We start from the raw sequence: 17,301 nt of genomic DNA, 5'->3' as shown, positions 1-17,301 counted from the left end.
GGCGGTTCCGCAAAACGTCAAGCCAGCTTCAATAGGGTCGCGGCTAAGCGCTTACGCATTTAGGTGGCTTTGAAGAAGTCGAAGTGAACGCATGCGCCACATGCTCTCGTCGGATGCTGGACACATTCAACGATTTCACGCCATGGAACGGTGAGCAGCCGAGCTGGCAGGGTTCACGGATTCGTCTTGAGGTTCTTCGTGAAATGTTCAACGAACGCGCGGGCTGCGAGCTTCGCTCCGCGGCCGGCGGGGAATATGGCGTTGACGTCGGCGGCGCCCATGTTCCAATCCCTCAGGATCTGCACTAACGCGCCCGACTTGAGCTCGGCGCGACAGCCCCAGAGACTGCAAGCCACGATCCCGATCCCGGCGACGCCGCCAGCGACGGCCGCTTCGTGGATGTTCCCGGACAGAGGAGCTTCCACCTTTATGGAAACGGTTTTTCCGTTCTTCTCGAAGAAACAGACGCCATTAGTACCGGGGACACCAATCAAGACGGGATGTCCGAGCAGATCGTTGGGCGTTTTCGGGCACCCAGCCCGCTTCAGGTAGGCCGGCGAAGCGGCGATGAGCAGAGGATTTGATCCTACCCGTCTTAAAGTCGCGGACGAATCGTCCAACTTTCCGGACCGGATTGCGACGTCGATCGCGCTCCTAATGAGGTCTTGGCGACCGTCGTCCATGGCCAAATCGATCCGCAGCGCAGGGTGCTTCGAAATGAAGGCGGGAAGGCGTGGTATGACCTCCCGAATCGCCATGCTGGGCGACAAGCCTATCCGGAGCACGCCGCGAAGCACGCCCTTGCCGTGAATGGCTTGGGTCGCTTCTTCCAGACTGTTAAGCGCGGGCTCTACCTTCGCGAGGTAGTCGGCCCCGGTTTCGGTGAGCACAACGGCCCTTGTCGATCGCGCAAAGAGAGCAGCGCCGACCTCGCGTTCGAGAGACGCGATGAGTCGGGACGCCGAAGGTTGCGAAAGTCCGAGGTCCTTGCCGGCCTGCGAGAAGCTACCGGTATGTGCGACACGGACGAATAGTGTTAGAGCAAGGAGCCGATCAGTCATCTCGTCTTTGCGCAGAGTTCGGTTATCGTCGAGCTTCGTCCTGGATCAACTTATTCGAAATCTGAAGGAGTGGCCAGCGTCGCAAGGCGGTGATCTTCACGGCACCTGGTGTATAGCCCGACGAAGACGATCCGGGCCACGGCTGCCGAAACGTACGGCGCACGGTGGGCGAAGCGGCTAAAGCCGCCCAAATCCTTCGAGCGCAATTGACCCCAGCTCATAGAAATAGGATGTGGGGCGCGAAAAGTCTCGCTTGGGACGACCCTAATGTAAAATGACGCCTACGCGGCGCGTTGACGAGGTTGGTCGCAGATGGAGTCCGTTCGCGCACTGACAAGGAAAGTGGCGAAATCCTATCAGTTCCGGAGGTGTGCGAATGGCAGAGGTGAGCGGTCAGCCTCGGTCTCTCGTTACGAACTGAGCGTCGACGCGCTCAATTCATGCATTCGATCGGGAACGGTGCTCACAAGGACGGTCGTTCCAATGATCGTTGGAGCGAGAGTACACGTTTTTCGGTCAGCTAGAGGGTGACGTGTACGCTCTGTGTACACCGGGAGATCAAAGAAAAATCCATTCCCGACAAGCGTAGGTTCAAAGGCACTAAAGAGATCACATTGTAGGTAAAGCCAGGCCTGCGGCCGTCAGCCCGTCTGGACGGACGCGCGCTGGGTTCCGGTCTCGATCGCCGCCACTTGCGGACGTTCTCGATTCCGATTTCCGCGTTGCTCCGAAGCAAGGCACTGTCTGCACACAAGAGTGGGGCGCCGATAAGTAGTTCGACGAGCCTTCCGGGAAGCCAAACGAGGGAATGTCGTCTGCACCAAATGAAGCGCATCGGCCTCCATGAATAGCCTTGAAGTATTGCAACGCTAAGAGTCACCGGATGCCAATCGCGGTTAAAACACGTTGTATGAAGACCCTGTTTGTTGCCGACCTGGCGATTTGTTGTTGTTGACGTTCAACCGCGTGTCGGTGGAGGGCGCTTCATAGTCAAAAGCTCCGTCACATCATGTCGAGCAGCTGCGGACGATATAGCAACTGCCAGCCATTTCCCATCAGGGTATGTCTTGGCTTGATCGTAGAGGTTGACCAGGTGCGAGCGCCAACCATAACGCCGTTCCTCAAACTTTTCTCGCTCTGCGCCCCCTAAGACCACAAGGACAGTAAACCGCCTGTATTCTGGTACGAAGGTGCAGAATGCCTTGGACTTCTTGTAGCGCAGCGACCAACCGCGCTTCTTGCCGCCATATAGCCAATCCGGCGCGAAAACACCGGGGTAGTATGCTCCGATCCAATTCCGCAGCTCGGCCCAATGCACGGACGCCTTCGGCCCGAGCCAGTCGCGGACAGTGTTGTCATCGGGCGGTTCCGATTTTTCCGTGATCCTGTCGCCGATCTGGGGAGACTGCTCCATGCCGCTTTCCTTCATTACATCTCGAAAGGTTCGGAAGAATTGGCGGGCTGCACCTCGATCTCGGTCAAGGATTTTTGCGCAAATTCTTGCGTTTTTAATCGAGGTTACGCGAGATATTTCTTCCGCCCCTCAGCCCCTTATTGACGCCCGGACGGATCGTTCGTCAAAGAAGAAATAGGGGCTGCGGATTCGTGGATACGAAATTTGGACTTTCGGCACAGTCTCGGAGAAGGCGTAGCCGAGCTCTGCATCCAGCAAACCGCGATGGCATCTCCAATAGCGATATTGTCTATGTGGCGGAGTCATCGCCTTATATTCGAAGCGTCACGCATGCTATCGGGCTGCAAGCCATGCGTCCCCGATCAGGGGCGGGTCAATGCAAGACCTCATCTTTCGCCTGCCGGACTGCGGGTGGGCCAATCGTTCAGTGCGATCCCTGTACACGAGCTGCCATGCGTAGAGGCGCGCACGGCACGTTAGGAGCGTTGAAACGAGATGTCCTGACTGATAAGGAAATGACAAAATCCTTATCAGTTACCAATTTGGAAGTGCCCTCGCGGCGGAAGTGGCGTTTCAGCCGGCAACGCTGATGGATGCTGTTCCCATTCTCTCCGCCGCTCGGTCACCTTTATTTTTGAACTGCCAGGCGGGCGCGTCGAGAGGCCGCTGATGCAGCGATCACTCAGCGACGTTGATCGAGCCGCAACCGTCGAAGGGCGGCAAAGAGCCAACAACGGAAGTCGCGCCTTCGCAACTGGCCAAATGAAAGACCGCCCTCTTCAAGGGCGGATCGAAGGCGACAAGCCGACGTCATGGCCGGCCAGGAGGAACGCAGATACACGCAGAACAGCGCGATTATAATGAGGCCGGTATTGATGCGCGAACCTCGCGGTCAATTTCGGTAACGTCAACCACTGCTTCCGACGTGTGAGTGTGGGAGCAAGATGGAGCCGTTGGTTTGGTGGCCAGCACCGTGTTGTACGGGTTGCCAAACACAAACACCTTCGACGTACGCCAAATGATTCGCTCTAGTTCCACGAATGTGCGCATCTTTAGCCGGTACTTCCACAACAGCATGTGTTGAATGAAGTTCCAGGTTACTCCCCAGGCCAAGAATGGTAGTCGCCGATAGCGGATTGGACTGAAGCCAAGTCGGCGCATCTTGTAGACGAGAAGGTTGGCCCCGACAAAATTGTAGCGCCAATTCTCGAAGAAGGCGGTGACACTCAGGTAGTCTTTGGTGCGGCGACAATGATCCAGCGACCCCGGCGAATGGATCAGCAACCGTCCTCCCGGCTTGAGCATCCGCCAGCATCTAGCTAGCCAAGCGTCCAAGTCTTTGGTGTAGCCAATCGATTCGAGCGCATAGATGGCATCAAAGTGTTCATTTGGGAGATCTAGGCTGTCGAAATCGACGACTATTACGTGTCCACGCCCGCCAAGGCTCGCAAATTTCCGCCGGCAGATCTCGGCCTGCACAGATGAATTAGTCACGCCCACAATCTCGATATTGCTCCGCCTGGCCAGGTATTCGGCTGCCGCGCCAGAGCCGCATCCGAGATCGAGAAATCGCATCCCGTCTTTCGGCTTCAAAAGTGCACATTCGGCCTCGTAAGGGTGCGAAAATGCCAATCGTGGAAATACACACGTGCTGTAGTTCGCTTGCTCGTCGCGATAGGTGCCGAACACGTCATCATATGTGCGCTTTTCGTCGTCGTGTTTGAGAAAGTCGTTTGGCTTTGGTACCCATTCAATCAACTGGCGCTGCTCGAATTCATTCAGCTTGTGTCCGATCTTGCTCGCGTCCTTCGGTCGGGTCACCAAAAGAAAAAGTACGTAATGGAACAAGTTGTATGCCACAAACAACGTGCTGATGGCGGCCGCTGACAACTGAGATAGTAGAACAATATTCAAGGCTGCTCCTAGAAATTCTGTTTTTCGCAGGCATGCAGCCTATGGCGATCGCGATCAGCGGTTCAATTGAACGTAGGTAATCGTCGGCTATCCAAAGTGGTCATGGAACGATGCGAAGGTCTATGGCGCTCCCCCTTAAAGGCGACCAACTTCACGACGGTCATTCGCGACCGGCTGAGCCGACGGCAAATCCTGTCGCTCGCTGTGTCACCGAAAGCGGAAGTGAGTGATTCTCCGCGATGCAGCAGGAGCGAACGATGACTGAGGCTGCACCAATGATCGCACGACCGCCGCTCTCGGTCGCGGTCCCAGAAAGCCCGCGAGTGCCAGCGCGTCGGCGCGAGTGCACTCTTGCTCTGAACGCCTTGGCCATCGTCGGGCGGCTTACTAGGGGCGCGTTCAAGCAATCTCTGCAGACATTACAGGTCGAAGAGACAGATGGCGGCGGCCACCATCATTCGTCACGCTGTCAAATTCATAGTGATGCTGTAAATGCTCGACGTATGCGCAGGCAGTGACGGCGGCCTCCCAGAAGTGGCCGGCCATAAACCTTTGTGTCGTTCCTGTGATCCCTTGTGATGCCCGACGTCTACCGACGTACAATTGAGCCGGTGATCGCGATCATCTTAGATACCGTACGCGGTAGCGAGAGACCTCCCCCCAGCCCACCTCGCTATCGCTGCCCGCCTTGGACGTTCCTCCTGAGGCGTGGGCCGCCTGCGGCAACGCAGGCGGCCTTTTGCGTCGCGACGCACTCCGTGCGCCTGGACCGACCCGCGCAGGCAATTGCAAACAAGGCGGGCGGCGTAGCGCCCCCCGTGTTTCCCTTGATCGAGCCGCGGGTTGCCGCTCCAGTAATTAATGTCTACTGCCACAGTTGGCTGCGGGGCGCCCGCTTAGAAAAACATCGTCGATCCCCCGATGCGGTCTTGGCAAGAGGGCCCGCCCGCGTCCAATAATCAGATTGCGGCCATGCCCGAAAATCGTGATCGATCCAGCAAGGCGGATTTTGTCCGCATTCTGCAGGACCTTCATCATCTTTTGTTGGCGGCAGGGAAGAATTTTTGAATAGCAGTGAAGATCACGCCGCCGAACGCGCGGATGCCGTGGCTTGATCGTTGATCGGCAAAGTGAATTGCACGGTGATCCCTGGCCCGGCGTTCCGCGTGGCCCATATGCGTCCCTCGTGAGCTTCGACAATCGAACGGCAGATCGATAGTCCCATGCCCATGCCGCCGGGCTTGGTGGTGTAGAATGAGTCGAATAGGTGTTCGAAACTCTCCGGTTTCACTCCCGGGCCAGAATCCTGCACGGCGACGAGCACTCCGCCCGATGCATCTTTCCCAGTGCCGATCAGCAACGCGCGCGAGCCTTCGCTGACACCGCTCATCGCTTGGACGGCGTTGATGATCAAGTTAAGGATCACTTGCTGCAGTTGGACTCGATCTCCTTGAATGAGTGGCAAGCCCTCCGCGAGTTGTGTCTGCACCGAGACATTGTTTTTCATCACTTCGCCACGGGTCAGGGCAATGACTTCGACGACCGCTTCGTTGACGTCCAAGGCATCCTTCCGCGGGGGCTCCTTCTTGACGAGGGCACGGATGCGGCCGATGATCTCGGCCGCACGCTGTCCGTTTTCGACGGTACGACCAAGCGCTTCCCGGGCCTTGTCCAGATTTGGCGGCTGGCGATCCAGCCAGCGCAAGGCCGCCCCGGCATTGTTCATTCCCGCCCCGAGCGGCTGCATGACTTCATGTGTAATCGAGGCCGCCATCTCCCCCATGGCGGTGACCCGTTGGATATGGGCAAGATCCGCCTGCGTCTGACGCAGGGCCTCCGCGGCGCGCTTGCGCTTGGCCACGGAGGCGAGCAGGGCGGCCAGATCGACGAGCACGAAACCGGCGATCCCCACTGCCAAGGGGGTCCGATCGAGGGTCGCGTCCTCGCGGGTGACCTCGGTCGTGGCGGGAGCGGTACAGATGGCCGCCCGCATCCCGGTGTAGTGCATGCCGGAAATGGCGATGCCCATGATGATGGCGGCGGCGAGCTTCTGCCCAGGGTCCGTGGTTCCGAACGCGAGCCACAGCGCCGCCGTCGCCGCGCCGATCGCGATGATCACGGAGAGCGCGAACCACAAGGGGTCGTAGCTCAATTCGACGGGCCCCCGCATGGCGGCCATGCCGGTGTAGTGCATGGCGAGGATGCCGAGCCCCATGAAGACGCCGCTGAGGACGAGGCGGGGGCGCCATGCGCCCGGGCTACTGATGACGTAGAAGCTGCCGCTCGTGCCCAGGATCGCCAGCACGAGGGAAAGGACAGTTAAGCCGACATCGTAGGACACCGGCATCGGCAGCTCGAAGGCGAGCATGGCGACGAAGTGCATCGACCATATGCCGCCTCCCATGGTGAGCGCGGCCGCCGCCAGCCAGATGCGGTGCGTGGGTCCTTGGGCCAGCGTGGGTCCTTGGGCCAGCGCCACGCGTCCGCCGAGATCCAGCGCCGTGTAAGACGCGAAGCCAGCGACCAGGATGGACAGGGCAACGAGAGACGGATCGTATGTCGGGGTAATTACCATCGGGATCGTCCCCATTTCGGAGCAAAGACGAGCGCGGCACCATCCGAGGCATCCCAACCGACTTTCTCCGGATGCCGGCTCCTACGACTGCGCCACGCGAGGGATATCGTCAGTACGATGGGGCAAGGACTCGCTTCCCTCAAGGGCGACGAAAGTTCGGCAGCGAGACTGTCTCAAGTGAGGCGCGCCATCTGCATGGACGTCGGCGGCACCGGTCCGATGGGCCACCAACAGCGCCGCCAGACCCCCCGCGGCGTGGGCTCGACGCCTGAAGCCGGCGTTTGGGTGCCGATTGGCTGTGCTCGCAATATGAATGCGTGCACCTCGTCTGTCGGATTGCCGCCGTTCATCGCTACCAGACGACGGCGGCCCTGATTGTTCGTCGCCCCATTGTTAGAGCAGCAGCTGTCGACACCGGGGAGTGTGTTGAATACACGCTTTTGACATCAGCCGAACCGGCCAGGACCTATCCGAACCAAGCGCTAGATACGGAATCGAGCTCGCAAACGGATGGGGAAACCTCCAAACCTTTCCCGTTCAGATGCCCGATTGAATGTTGGTTGAGGGTCACAAGCGGCGTTCTGGCGCCGTGGTCGAAGGCGTCTTGGCTGCCTCTGTAAGGAGACTCACAATTTGAGCGGCGCAAATTACGGCTCTCGCCGGACAACTTTGCCCCCTGGCTGTCGAGCAACACGAACAGCCTCGGCATATGTCTTGGTCTTCTTTTCTAACCTATTGGGCGGGATCGCGCCGCTGCTCGCCGGCTAGCTAACCGCGGTTGGTTGCTCACTGCTGGCGCGGTTAGGCGATGGTTGTGTCGCTTGCTGTCCCCTGGGCGGACTGGACGGCAGCGATTGCTGCAAAGAAGATTATCATATCAATGAAGGACTTCAGCAACGTTTGCAAACCTTCCCCACTGTCTTGTCGGCCTTGTTCTTCTCCCGGTGATCTCGGCGTCGCTGCCCTGTTCGTTCGTAGTCGTCGGCTTGCCGTTGCCCCTTGCCAGCTTCGCCCTGCGGGCAGGTCCAGGTCGTGCGGCAGGATCACCGCGCTGCCATCGTGCTGCGGCAGAAGTGGTCACGCGACCAGGTGGAAAATTGGCCGCGAACGCCAGATTTTCTGAGTCCATCGAGGAGTCGTCGTACCCACGACGAAACTGCGGATAGCTCGAGCGCTGCGCGATCTTCGGTCCCTAGGCGCAGGTAGTAGGCGTTAGAGCTCGAGCACCATAAAACCTTCGTATCGTATCGGTGACCCCTTTAGATGCCCAACGGTTACCGATCGTTCAATTGCGCCGCTATGGCGATCAGCTTAGGCTTGACGCGCTGGAAGGGTGCATAGGCATCGCGAATGCAACAGTAAAACGGGATCATGGACGAATAGCGAACGACATTGGTCGCGAGATGAACAGTCACTTTTGGCCTGCAATGCTTGCTGCATTGATGACACCGATTGGGAGGATAAAGATTGTCGCTACTGGGTGCGCATTGATAGCGAGTGGGTTGATGATCGGAACGACGCTGTCGTGGATGGACCGAACCGCGCTGGTCGCACGATGGTGCTGGGCCTCCAATCTGAACGGCGCTTTAGTTGGCGTCAGATGTGTCATGCCATCATGGCCTGATCGCAAGCGCAGGGCGATCAGGTCTTGCAAGCGTGAGTGAGCCATGCCCAATTTCATCGCAAAGATCATCGATCGTCACCTGAAAATCTGGAATACGCGAGACGCCGCTGAGCGCATCGCCTGCATCCCTTCAACCTATGCAGAGGACGTGGTCATCGGCGAGCAGGCAGCGTGGTTTTCGGGTTATGCGGGCGTTGAACTTGCGATTAAGGCGGTACAGGCGCAGATGCCGGGAATGGACCTCGCGGTCACCGGCCCAATTCAGACAACGGGGGACATGTCTACGTACCCGTGGGCTCTTGCAGGGAGAGACGGCAACCCCGTCGTCAAGGGCCGGGAGGTGATCACGGTGAAGCACGAACGGATTATCAGTCGATACGTTTTTTTCGACAGCGAACGTTTGGGACGCCCGCGGCATTCGCGCATCTTCGCTTTTCGAGGTCTTTTGCGCACAGAGAAAAGTGCCGGGACCGACGACCGAAGGGCCACATGTACAATATATGAGAACATGAACCGTCGTTGCGTTCGAAACCAGCTGCCAATCGGGCGCACTCTGGATCGTTTGACAGCCACCTCAGCCGCACTTCTGATTATCGCCGGCGCATGAACGGTTAAGATGGAGAGGCAGTCGAATAGAGTGCACCATCGCGCCGCCAAAGCGAGCGCGGGCGGGCCTTTCCGTCTGTGAGAGATGAAGGTTCAGACCCATCGCGCGCCATGTGTCATCGGTTCAAGCAATCCGTATCCTTCAAGGAGCGGCTTGCCTGCGTTCTATCGCGGTAAAATGCTCTAGCTTAGCGTGCCGTAGCTATCTTGATTGCACTTGCCTACAGCACGCGCGTCGAATGGCATGCATATCCGCATCGCGAAAAACGCCGGTCGGGACGGTTTGGGCTGACGATACCACACCCACCGATTAATCGGGCGCGAGGGTCAAGAGCAACTGGCAGCGTCGGCAGCCGCTGGTCGTGGCGCGCTCTATTCCGAAACGCCACTGCTGGCTTTGACGCTTTGAGAGCAGACGAAGAGTGTGCCGAGGAGTTGTGGTCGGAGTTTGAGCCTGTTGAATGAGCGCGATGGTGATTAATGACAACAGCACAACCGATTTCGCACTTAATAGTCTGGCCTTACCTCACGGAATGTCTGGCTATACCACTGCCGCTATCGCGCGTTCTATCTCAGGTGCAAGTGTGGCTTGTGCGGCGTCAACTTCGAGATCGGCCCAGCACATGGTTTTATAGTTGAAGCCGGCGGATAGCGTGGGCTTCACCACCAGGAAGTAGGGCGATAGATCGAAATCGCGCGGTGCATAAAGAGACGAATGACGGATCTCGGCGACGTCGCATCGCCCGGATTTATTCTTCATGTGCGTGACCTTGGGCAAGATTGGGTAACGCACGGCGTTGAATGCCTGCGCAATCAGAGTCGAGCAGATGATCCGACGCGCATCGCCGGAGCCGAGCGCGACGGTTCGTCGACGCCAACGTTGCGTGAAGGGACAAGGGAATAGATAGCGCACGAGGTCGATGACGTTCTTGAAATCGTAGCTGAGACCTATGCGTTCGAATGCGTAGCGGCAGACCTGTTCGCGGTCCGCATCGCTTAGCCCCACTGGCCGGCAGATGCGGGTGTGGCAATGCAAATACTTCGATAGAGGGGCCGACACGACGCCTTCGTCGATATTGGCTTCAATCAGGACGTGCGGCTCGCCACCATTTGTGGCGCCCCATATCGGTCCGACGTACAAGGCCGAATGCGACCATGACGACTGAGTGATATATTTAATGCTGCTGGAGAGACGACCTTTGCCCTCGACCAGCAGGACGTCAGCGGGTTGAAGAGTGCGGCGTAGGGCGGTCGTTGGATCGTCCGTGGTGAGGGGCTCACACTGATGGGCGGGCTTCCTCAGCCGGTCGATCAAACGTTCGACGTTGTCGAACATCCAGCCCATCACAACTCTTTCCTTGCTTTTTGCCGGTCCCGTATGGCAGTCCCAGACGACTGTTCCGTTCTTATCCAAGCCTAGTCAGAAAAGACGGCCCGGACCATTGCACTGAGGTCGATCTCTGCACTGCATTTGTCTGAGGCGACCATACCAAAGGATTACAATTAACCACCTGGGCCGGTCCTGGTGATGAGAACACCGCACCTTTGCCCGGAGGCCCCCTATCGGTCCGTTCGCAGGATGACTCTGCTCTTCATCGGGCGCACATAGGAGATCGCGGGGTCGAGCAAGGTGACCAATGAGGGCACTGAGGGCCTCTATCGGTTTTGCGCTGGAGCCAATGTTAAGTTTGGACCTTCGCGTCGTTTCACGTACGCGCAAGGGTCAAGTCGCTTCAGGATAAAGTGGATACCATTGGTTGGCAGGACCGCTTGGCTTCGTCGAAATGACTCAAGAATGGTGCGCATGACCGCGGAACTCTAGACCGATTGAAACAGACGTTCCCCTTCCTCAAACCGGAAGCATGTTGATCACTGTCCCAAGAACAAAGCACAGTGATCCGATCAGATAAAGCCAGTTCGCTAAACTGCCCATGCGACATCCCGTGGATCGGCCGGCTGGGGCTCTGCAGTCTTGTTCATTTCAGCATCTCTCTCCAGGAGAACGCAGGAGAAATTTATCAATACGGCGGACAGTCGGCGTGTCGGTCCGTGGCGCCCGTCGCAAAAGCGCCGAGGTCGATAAACTCAGTACGAAGCATCGGGATGACCTCGCTGCGCTCAATAGCGCACGTCCGTTGTCACGGCCGGTACCGCCAAGTGATCCATCTGGCATCAATCGGTGCAGCAGACGATCTAGCGGCAGCTGGCGGCAGTCCGAGTGGAATAGCGATTGCCACGCGTCCGCCTTGAACGTTCATGGTGGCACCGATTCGTGTTCATAGTGTCCGTTCACCGCCGACGAGAATGGCCTTCTAGCGCTGCCGAGGGAAATCACGTCCCGACATAGAATCGATAAACGATCGTTATTGCCGTCCCCATCCGCAGGTGCCATAGCCAGGAACTCAACTGGCGCCAACGGCAGAGACTCCGTTGCCGCTGTGGACCAATTGTTGTCGCGCGCGCCAATGCATCGACCTTCACCATCCAGTTCATGACGCAGCTGCTCACGTCGACTTGTCGTGCGCACCCTCGCAGACGCAGGTCTTGTAGCGGCACGTGCCAAGTCCCGGACGTTACTAAATACGAGCTGACCAACGAGCGTTACGTCGCTCTCCGGCGCAGTTTCTTGGTACGAAAACGTACAGTTGGATAGCTCGATTGCTCAGAAAGTATTAGGACGTTGAATCTGATGTATGAAGTTCGCAACAGATTACTACGTCTGCTCCCACCTGAAGAACTCAAGAACGTTCTGTTGCTCTCGGAGGAGGTGCCGCTTACGAAGCGGCAAGTTCTTCATCGCTACGGCGTTCGCATGCAACACGTGTACTTCGTCGAGAGTGGTCTTGTGTCGGTCGGTGCCAAGGTGGGGCCGCAGGAGTTCGTTGAGGTGTGGCTGATCGGCTCGGAAGGACTTGCGGGCATACATCTCGCGTTGACGGCAAAAGCGCAGCCGATGCACCGTCGAATAGTGCAAGTGGCCGGCGCGGCTAATCGACTGACGGTGGATCGCTTTCAGGAGGCGATTGCCCGTCTGCCGACGTTCCGTAGCGTGGTGCACGCCTATATTGCTTCCGTCCTTATTCAAACCGCCCAATCAGGAGCATGTAATACAACCCATCAACTACAGCAGCGCCTTGCGCGATGGCTCCTGCTCGCTCGCAATGCGCTTGGCTCTAACGAGATCCCTCTCACGCACCAAGTGCTTGCTCAGCTTCTCGGAGTGCGTCGCGCCGGCGTTACGGACTGCCTTCTTCAACTCAGGAAGGATGGGCTTATCGAAATGATGCGTGGCTGCCTCGTCGTGCGTGACGCGTCTCGGCTGGCACAGATCTCCTGCCATTGTTGGAGCTTTATCGAGCGCGAGTACGAACGACAACTGCTGAATATTGGCACTCCGAACGGCGAACCGTTGGTGCATGGGAGCCGATAGCATTGCGATGCCCAACCAACAGTGACTGGTTGCCAGGTTGTTGCAGGTGGCTCCCCGACTCATCGATCTACTTCTTTCAAGCGAACCCACTCAATCTGGCCTCGGTGATGTCATTCACTCATGCGGCTACGAGATGCGGCTAGGCAAGTGGCAAGGCAGGCGCACGACCCCGGTGGTACCTGGCTGTCGAGAATTAGGAGAACGGGAATGGAAGAACAAGAAGCCTTGCAAGTTATTCAGATTCTCTTCGATCACGGTTGCGTACCGGATATCGATATCGCGGATGCTATGGCGCAGTCTTGGTTCACAGAGGCAGGTCTCCACGATTACGAATATGAGCGCGGAATCGGGTTTGCTGGCGACCACAGATGGATAGTCTTGAGTGGGTGGGGAAAATTTCGGATTACCCAAGCCGGACTTGTCGCCGCGATGGCAGCAGTAGGTGTAACGCGAAGCCAAAAGTGAATCGATCTAATGGGTCTAATCAGGGCAGCGTTGAAAGTATTTTGCAGTCGTGCCCGCGAAGTCTGCATCTAAATGAGCCGGTCGCAGAATGCTGCGAATAGAGCAGAACCGTCTCCTAATATGAAGTGAATGGGGATCGCAGAGACGAATGCGAGTGTCGTTCACTAAGCTTCCGTAGAAGGCTGCATGAGCCATCGTTTGACGTCTCGCGCACGTCGGACTGCATCGGGTCTCCTCTAAAAAGCGTACTTCGGCCTGCTAGCAAGGTCTGGGAAGGCCTTACCAGAGTCGGCGTGAAGACACTGAAAGCCGCATCCCGGACCTGTCGAGGGTGCGGCTCTCAAGTAGAGGAGCAAGGGTTTCCAGGTTTTTGACCCATTGCGACGGAGATGCCGCTATGACGCAGCGACTTTGATGGAGTTCAACCGCCGCGGCGTCCATACAATCTTGAAGGCGTCGCAACCGGCTCCTCAGGCGCATTGAAAACTGACGTCGCGAGCAGGATGGCCGCGGCAAGAAGCCAGTAGTACTGGGCATCTAGCTGAGAGAATTTAAGGGCAAGCGGCACGATCGCAAATAGAATAGCGACTGCGCGATCAACCAAGAGGTGCATCCGGTAGGGAATAATGCGGACCAGCCCGGTGGGATGGTCGGTCATGGCAGCCAAGAGCAGCGCGGCGACACCGACAATAACCGAAAGCCATATTGCGAGCGGTCCGCTCTGGCCAAGTTTCAGCATGAACGGCGCCACGATTAGGAGGAAGGCGATGGGATAATCTATCAGATAGGCGTGGAAAGACTTGGTGATAAAGCGGAACGACATCGGCGACTCCTTTGCGATTGTTGGCGGTGGCGCTTGCGCCGCGGAGATTGCCTGAATCCAAAAGGACGATGGGCCGCTCTATAGCGGCGGCGGGCACTCTGCACACAAACGTCGGGAACCTGGTTATAGGCACCGAAAGCTATGCGGGAACGCCAAACATTAAAAATGCCGGATCGTTATTGTTTCCATTCCACTCGCGCGCCGGAGTAGGCTAGTGAAAGGCCGCTGGTGTTCCTCGCCCTTGCTTGTGTCGAGCGGTAACGGAAATGCGCTTCTCCGGTCTTCAAGAACAGGATGACCTGGCCGCCTTGAGTGTCGGGTTCAATAGATGGGAATGATCGCCTCCAGATCTAAAAGTTCGAAGTGTTCGCACGTAAGCGCAGGCGCTGCCGCGACGAGTGGCCGGTTCAGGCAACCAACACAAACCCGCAGAGTTCTCAATACTATAAAGGCGGTGCGGCGTTATCGATTGTCTCGCGGTTGCTCCAGACCTTTGCATGTTGGGGAGCTCAGGGCCCCACGCAGCTTCGAGGTTGGTCTTTCCGAGGCCGGCCGCGGCTGGGTCAATCAGCGGCGCTTGAGACGAGTGCTGCAGAGGCGTCGCGCCGATCGTAACGCACGGTGGGCGTACGCATCGCGACGATTTCCTCCCCAACTGTTGGATGCACAGCCATGACTGACATTAAGTCTTTCATGGTTGCGCCACTGCCGACCGCGACCGCAAGCATCTGGATCAACTCGCTGGCCTCGTGGGCGAAGATATGGATCCCAAGGATCCGGTCAGAGTTGCTCTCCACGACGACTTTCAGAAGAGAGGCCTCGCAATCCCCTGTTACGGCCGCCTTCAGCGGGCGGAAGCGGACCTTGTAGATGTCGACTTCAGCGTATTGCGCTCTCGCTTCCAGCTCCGTCAAACCAACAGTGCCGATCTCGGGGCTGGAGAAGACGGCGGTTGGGATATTGGAGTAGTCTACCTGCCAAGCATTTTTGCCGAACACCGTGTCGGCGAATGCGTGGCCTTCGCGAATCGCGACGGGCGTTAAGTTGAATTGATTCGACACATCGCCCACAGCGTAGATATTCCCGATGTTCGTGCGCGAGTTAGCGTCTACGATGATTGCGCCGTCTGCCGCAGTCTTGACGCCGGCGCGATCAAGTCCGAGGGAGCCCGTGTTCGGAACGCGCCCGAAGGCGAGCAGTACCTGGTCGGCCACAAGCCTCGCGCCCTGTTCGGTCGTAACGTCAATCCTTCCTGCGTTGTCGCCACCGCCGACGGCTCCGGTCCGTCTCTTGAGGCGACAGATGCTGTCGCAAAACATCAGCTTGATGCCACGGTTCGTGTAAGACCCCGTCATCGCTTGGCGCACATCCTCGTCAAAGCCGCGCAAGACATTGCTTCCGCGACACACGACGCTGACGTCGCTTCCCAACGCTGCGAACAGACCAGCGAATTCCATCGCAATGTACCCGGCGCCGCCAATGACAAGCTTCCTGGGGAACGTCTTCATGTCGAAGACGTCATCCGAGGTGATGCCAAGCTCAATGCCGTCGAAGGGAGGCAACTCGGGCCGTGCGCCTGTCGCGATGAGTATCGTGCGCGCGCGAACGCGGCGGCCGTCCTCGAGGAGGCGCACCGTATGGTCGTCTTCGAGCACAGCGCGAGACCTCACGACCTCGACGCCCGCACGTTCTTGGCCTTCGCCGTAGAGCCTTTCCAGGCGTGCAATCTCGCGGTCCTTCGCCGCCACGAGCGATGGCCAGTCGAAACGCGGGACTTGCAAGTGCCAGCCGAACGCCGTAGCGTCGTCGAACGCGCTGCAGAAGCGGCTCGCGTAGACAAACAGCTTCTTCGGCACGCAACCGCGAATAACGCACGTTCCTCCCAGTCGGTACTCCTCAGCGAGCATCACCCTCGCGCCGTATCCCGCCGAAACGCGCGCGGCTCGAACGCCGCCCGAACCGCCGCCAATGACGAACAGGTCGACGTCGAATTCCGGATCGCGGGGAGGCGACTCTGAAGCGTCGGCCGCCGGTCTCGACACGCCTCTGAGGCCCTGCAATCCATTTGTGTCGCTCAAGTCAGGTATCCAATTCACTCTGTGCGGACGGTCTAGCCGCGTGCGCCGATCGCATCGTCTATGCACGCGCGTTGGCAAATGTCGCTTTAGACGGGTGCCTACTCTGGATTTGAACCGCCCTGAGCTCTGCCGGGCATGCTGTTACTTCGGACCGGCGGAGGAGCCAGGGGCCCTCCTTCTTTGGGGAGCGCATCGGGTCGCCCCAATTGTGCGAATGGCCTTGCGTTCAAGCCCTCCTGGTCGCCTCGAACAGGAACCATATGCGACGTTCCGCCTGGTCGATCCAATTTTCGATCAGGCTGGCCGAGGCGACATCGCCATGTTCGTCGGAGATGTTACGTGTCTGCCGCAAGCGCTGGGTGAGAGCGAGGTTGTCTTCCTTCAGCTCGGCTAGCATGTCGTCGGGTGTAACGAAATCAGCGTCATTGTCCGCGATATGTTTCGCCCTGGCAATGTGGCCGATCGAACGGATCGCTGTGCCCCCGATCTTGCGGGCTCTTTCCGCTATATCGTCAGTCATCGCGAAAATCTCCGCAGCTTGCTCATCGAGAAGAAGGTGATAGTCCCTGAAGTGCGGACCTGAAATGTGCCAATGAAAGTTTTTAGTCTTGACGTAAAGCGCAAACACATCTGCCAAGAGTACCGTCAGTGCAGCCGAAATATCTTTGATAGCATTTGAGCCGAGGGTAGTCGGAGTATCGAGTGGTGCCTCACGGCGCTTTCTCGCGTCTTCTAAACTCATTTTAGTCTCTCCTTCCAGGCGGCTGCTGTGTTGCTCTTCACCGTTGGTGGCTCTGAATAAGAATGCTTCGCGAATAGAGACTGCCCGTTTGCAGGGTCAGCCCTTTGATGTTGATACGGCTGGGTAGCTTCGTCTCATAGACCATCGACGTCTGCTTATGTCGGCTTGCCCCGAGTGCCTTATCTCTGCTTGAGATCTTCGACCAGCATCGCGGTGGCGTGGCGGGCGAGTGCTTGTGTTGGAGCATTGGTATTACCGCTAGGAATGTTCGGCAGGATCGAGGCGTCGATTACCGCGGAGCGCCATTGAATGATCCTGAGAGTGATCGCACCATGCGGGTCAAACAGTGACTTCGCGTCGCGAGCGAGGGAAATGATCTCTCGACATGAAATTGATAGACGATCGTTATCACCGCCTCCGTCCTAATGTGTTGCCTACCCCTTCCGCGCAACTATTAGGCGTCTCTGCTCGCCCGCTCTCAAGAACTTTCGGTCAAATAAGAGATTCGCTTCGTCGCAAGAAGAGCATGTTTGCACGATCCGATGGACTGTTGCGCGCTCCGTCGATGA

General features: G+C 57.8%; 12 protein-coding genes. 3 read left to right on the top strand and 9 right to left on the bottom strand.

Annotation, left to right across the window (positions count from 1 at the left end; genetic code table 11):
• Positions 1-173: 173 nt before the first annotated feature.
• The 5 genes from Q0687_RS31305 to Q0687_RS31285 all read right to left on the bottom strand — a co-directional run bounded on the left by Q0687_RS31305 (position 174) and on the right by Q0687_RS31285 (position 8,657).
• Positions 174-1,061 (bottom strand): LysR family transcriptional regulator, encoded by an 888-nt coding sequence (locus Q0687_RS31305; protein ID WP_298885466.1) that lies wholly within the window; start codon positions 1,059-1,061, stop codon positions 174-176.
• Positions 1,062-2,019: 958 nt separating this feature from the next.
• Positions 2,020-2,490, bottom strand: coding sequence for a DUF3788 domain-containing protein (locus Q0687_RS31300; protein ID WP_298885464.1), 471 nt, complete (start codon positions 2,488-2,490; stop codon positions 2,020-2,022).
• 840 nt (positions 2,491-3,330) lie between these two features.
• Complete coding sequence (locus Q0687_RS31295) at positions 3,331-4,389, bottom strand: class I SAM-dependent methyltransferase (RefSeq protein WP_298885462.1); 1,059 nt, start codon at positions 4,387-4,389, stop codon at positions 3,331-3,333.
• A gap of 1,081 nt (positions 4,390-5,470) precedes the next feature.
• On the bottom strand, positions 5,471-6,964 hold the full coding sequence (locus Q0687_RS31290; RefSeq protein ID WP_298885460.1) for an MHYT domain-containing protein: 1,494 nt from the start codon (positions 6,962-6,964) through the stop codon (positions 5,471-5,473).
• A 1,411-nt stretch (positions 6,965-8,375) separates the two neighbouring features.
• Positions 8,376-8,657: a hypothetical protein gene (locus Q0687_RS31285; RefSeq protein WP_298885458.1), complete on the bottom strand. Its 282-nt coding sequence runs from the start codon at positions 8,655-8,657 to the stop codon at positions 8,376-8,378.
• On the opposite strand from Q0687_RS31285, the gene Q0687_RS31280 reads away from it, so the two are divergent.
• Entirely contained in the window at positions 8,632-9,195 is a 564-nt protein-coding gene (locus Q0687_RS31280) for a hypothetical protein (RefSeq protein ID WP_298885456.1), read from the top strand. The genes Q0687_RS31285 and Q0687_RS31280 overlap by 26 nt on opposite strands.
• A gap of 540 nt (positions 9,196-9,735) precedes the next feature.
• Here Q0687_RS31280 and Q0687_RS31275 read toward each other — a convergent pair.
• On the bottom strand, positions 9,736-10,539 hold the full coding sequence (locus Q0687_RS31275) for a YiiX/YebB-like N1pC/P60 family cysteine hydrolase (protein ID WP_298885454.1): 804 nt from the start codon (positions 10,537-10,539) through the stop codon (positions 9,736-9,738).
• A gap of 1,344 nt (positions 10,540-11,883) precedes the next feature.
• Here Q0687_RS31275 and Q0687_RS31270 point away from each other — a divergent pair.
• Positions 11,884-12,624 carry a Crp/Fnr family transcriptional regulator gene (locus Q0687_RS31270; protein WP_298885452.1) on the top strand — a complete coding sequence of 247 codons (741 nt, stop codon included), beginning with the start codon at positions 11,884-11,886 and terminating at the stop codon, positions 12,622-12,624.
• Positions 12,625-12,831: 207 nt separating this feature from the next.
• Positions 12,832-13,089, top strand: a complete 258-nt coding sequence (locus tag Q0687_RS31265; RefSeq protein WP_298885450.1) for a hypothetical protein — start codon at positions 12,832-12,834, stop codon at positions 13,087-13,089.
• A gap of 421 nt (positions 13,090-13,510) precedes the next feature.
• On the opposite strand, the gene Q0687_RS31260 is transcribed toward Q0687_RS31265, so the two are convergent.
• The 3 genes from Q0687_RS31260 to Q0687_RS31250 all read right to left on the bottom strand — a co-directional run bounded on the left by Q0687_RS31260 (position 13,511) and on the right by Q0687_RS31250 (position 16,732).
• Positions 13,511-13,912 carry a hypothetical protein gene (locus Q0687_RS31260; RefSeq protein WP_298885447.1) on the bottom strand — a complete coding sequence of 134 codons (402 nt, stop codon included), beginning with the start codon at positions 13,910-13,912 and terminating at the stop codon, positions 13,511-13,513.
• 563 nt (positions 13,913-14,475) lie between these two features.
• The gene (gene gorA, locus Q0687_RS31255) at positions 14,476-15,954 is read right to left on the bottom strand and encodes a glutathione-disulfide reductase (RefSeq protein WP_298885474.1); all 1,479 of its coding nucleotides are present in this window, start codon (positions 15,952-15,954) and stop codon (positions 14,476-14,478) included.
• Positions 15,955-16,216: 262 nt separating this feature from the next.
• Positions 16,217-16,732: a DNA starvation/stationary phase protection protein gene (locus tag Q0687_RS31250; RefSeq protein WP_298885445.1), complete on the bottom strand. Its 516-nt coding sequence runs from the start codon at positions 16,730-16,732 to the stop codon at positions 16,217-16,219.
• Between the last annotated feature and the right edge of the window lie 569 nt (positions 16,733-17,301).

Origin of the sequence: uncultured Bradyrhizobium sp. (assembly GCF_936928535.1) — a bacterium.
Lineage (GTDB): Bacteria > Pseudomonadota > Alphaproteobacteria > Rhizobiales > Xanthobacteraceae > Bradyrhizobium.
Note: the sequence above shows the minus strand (reverse complement) of the source record. Positions and strands in the feature narration are given on the sequence as shown.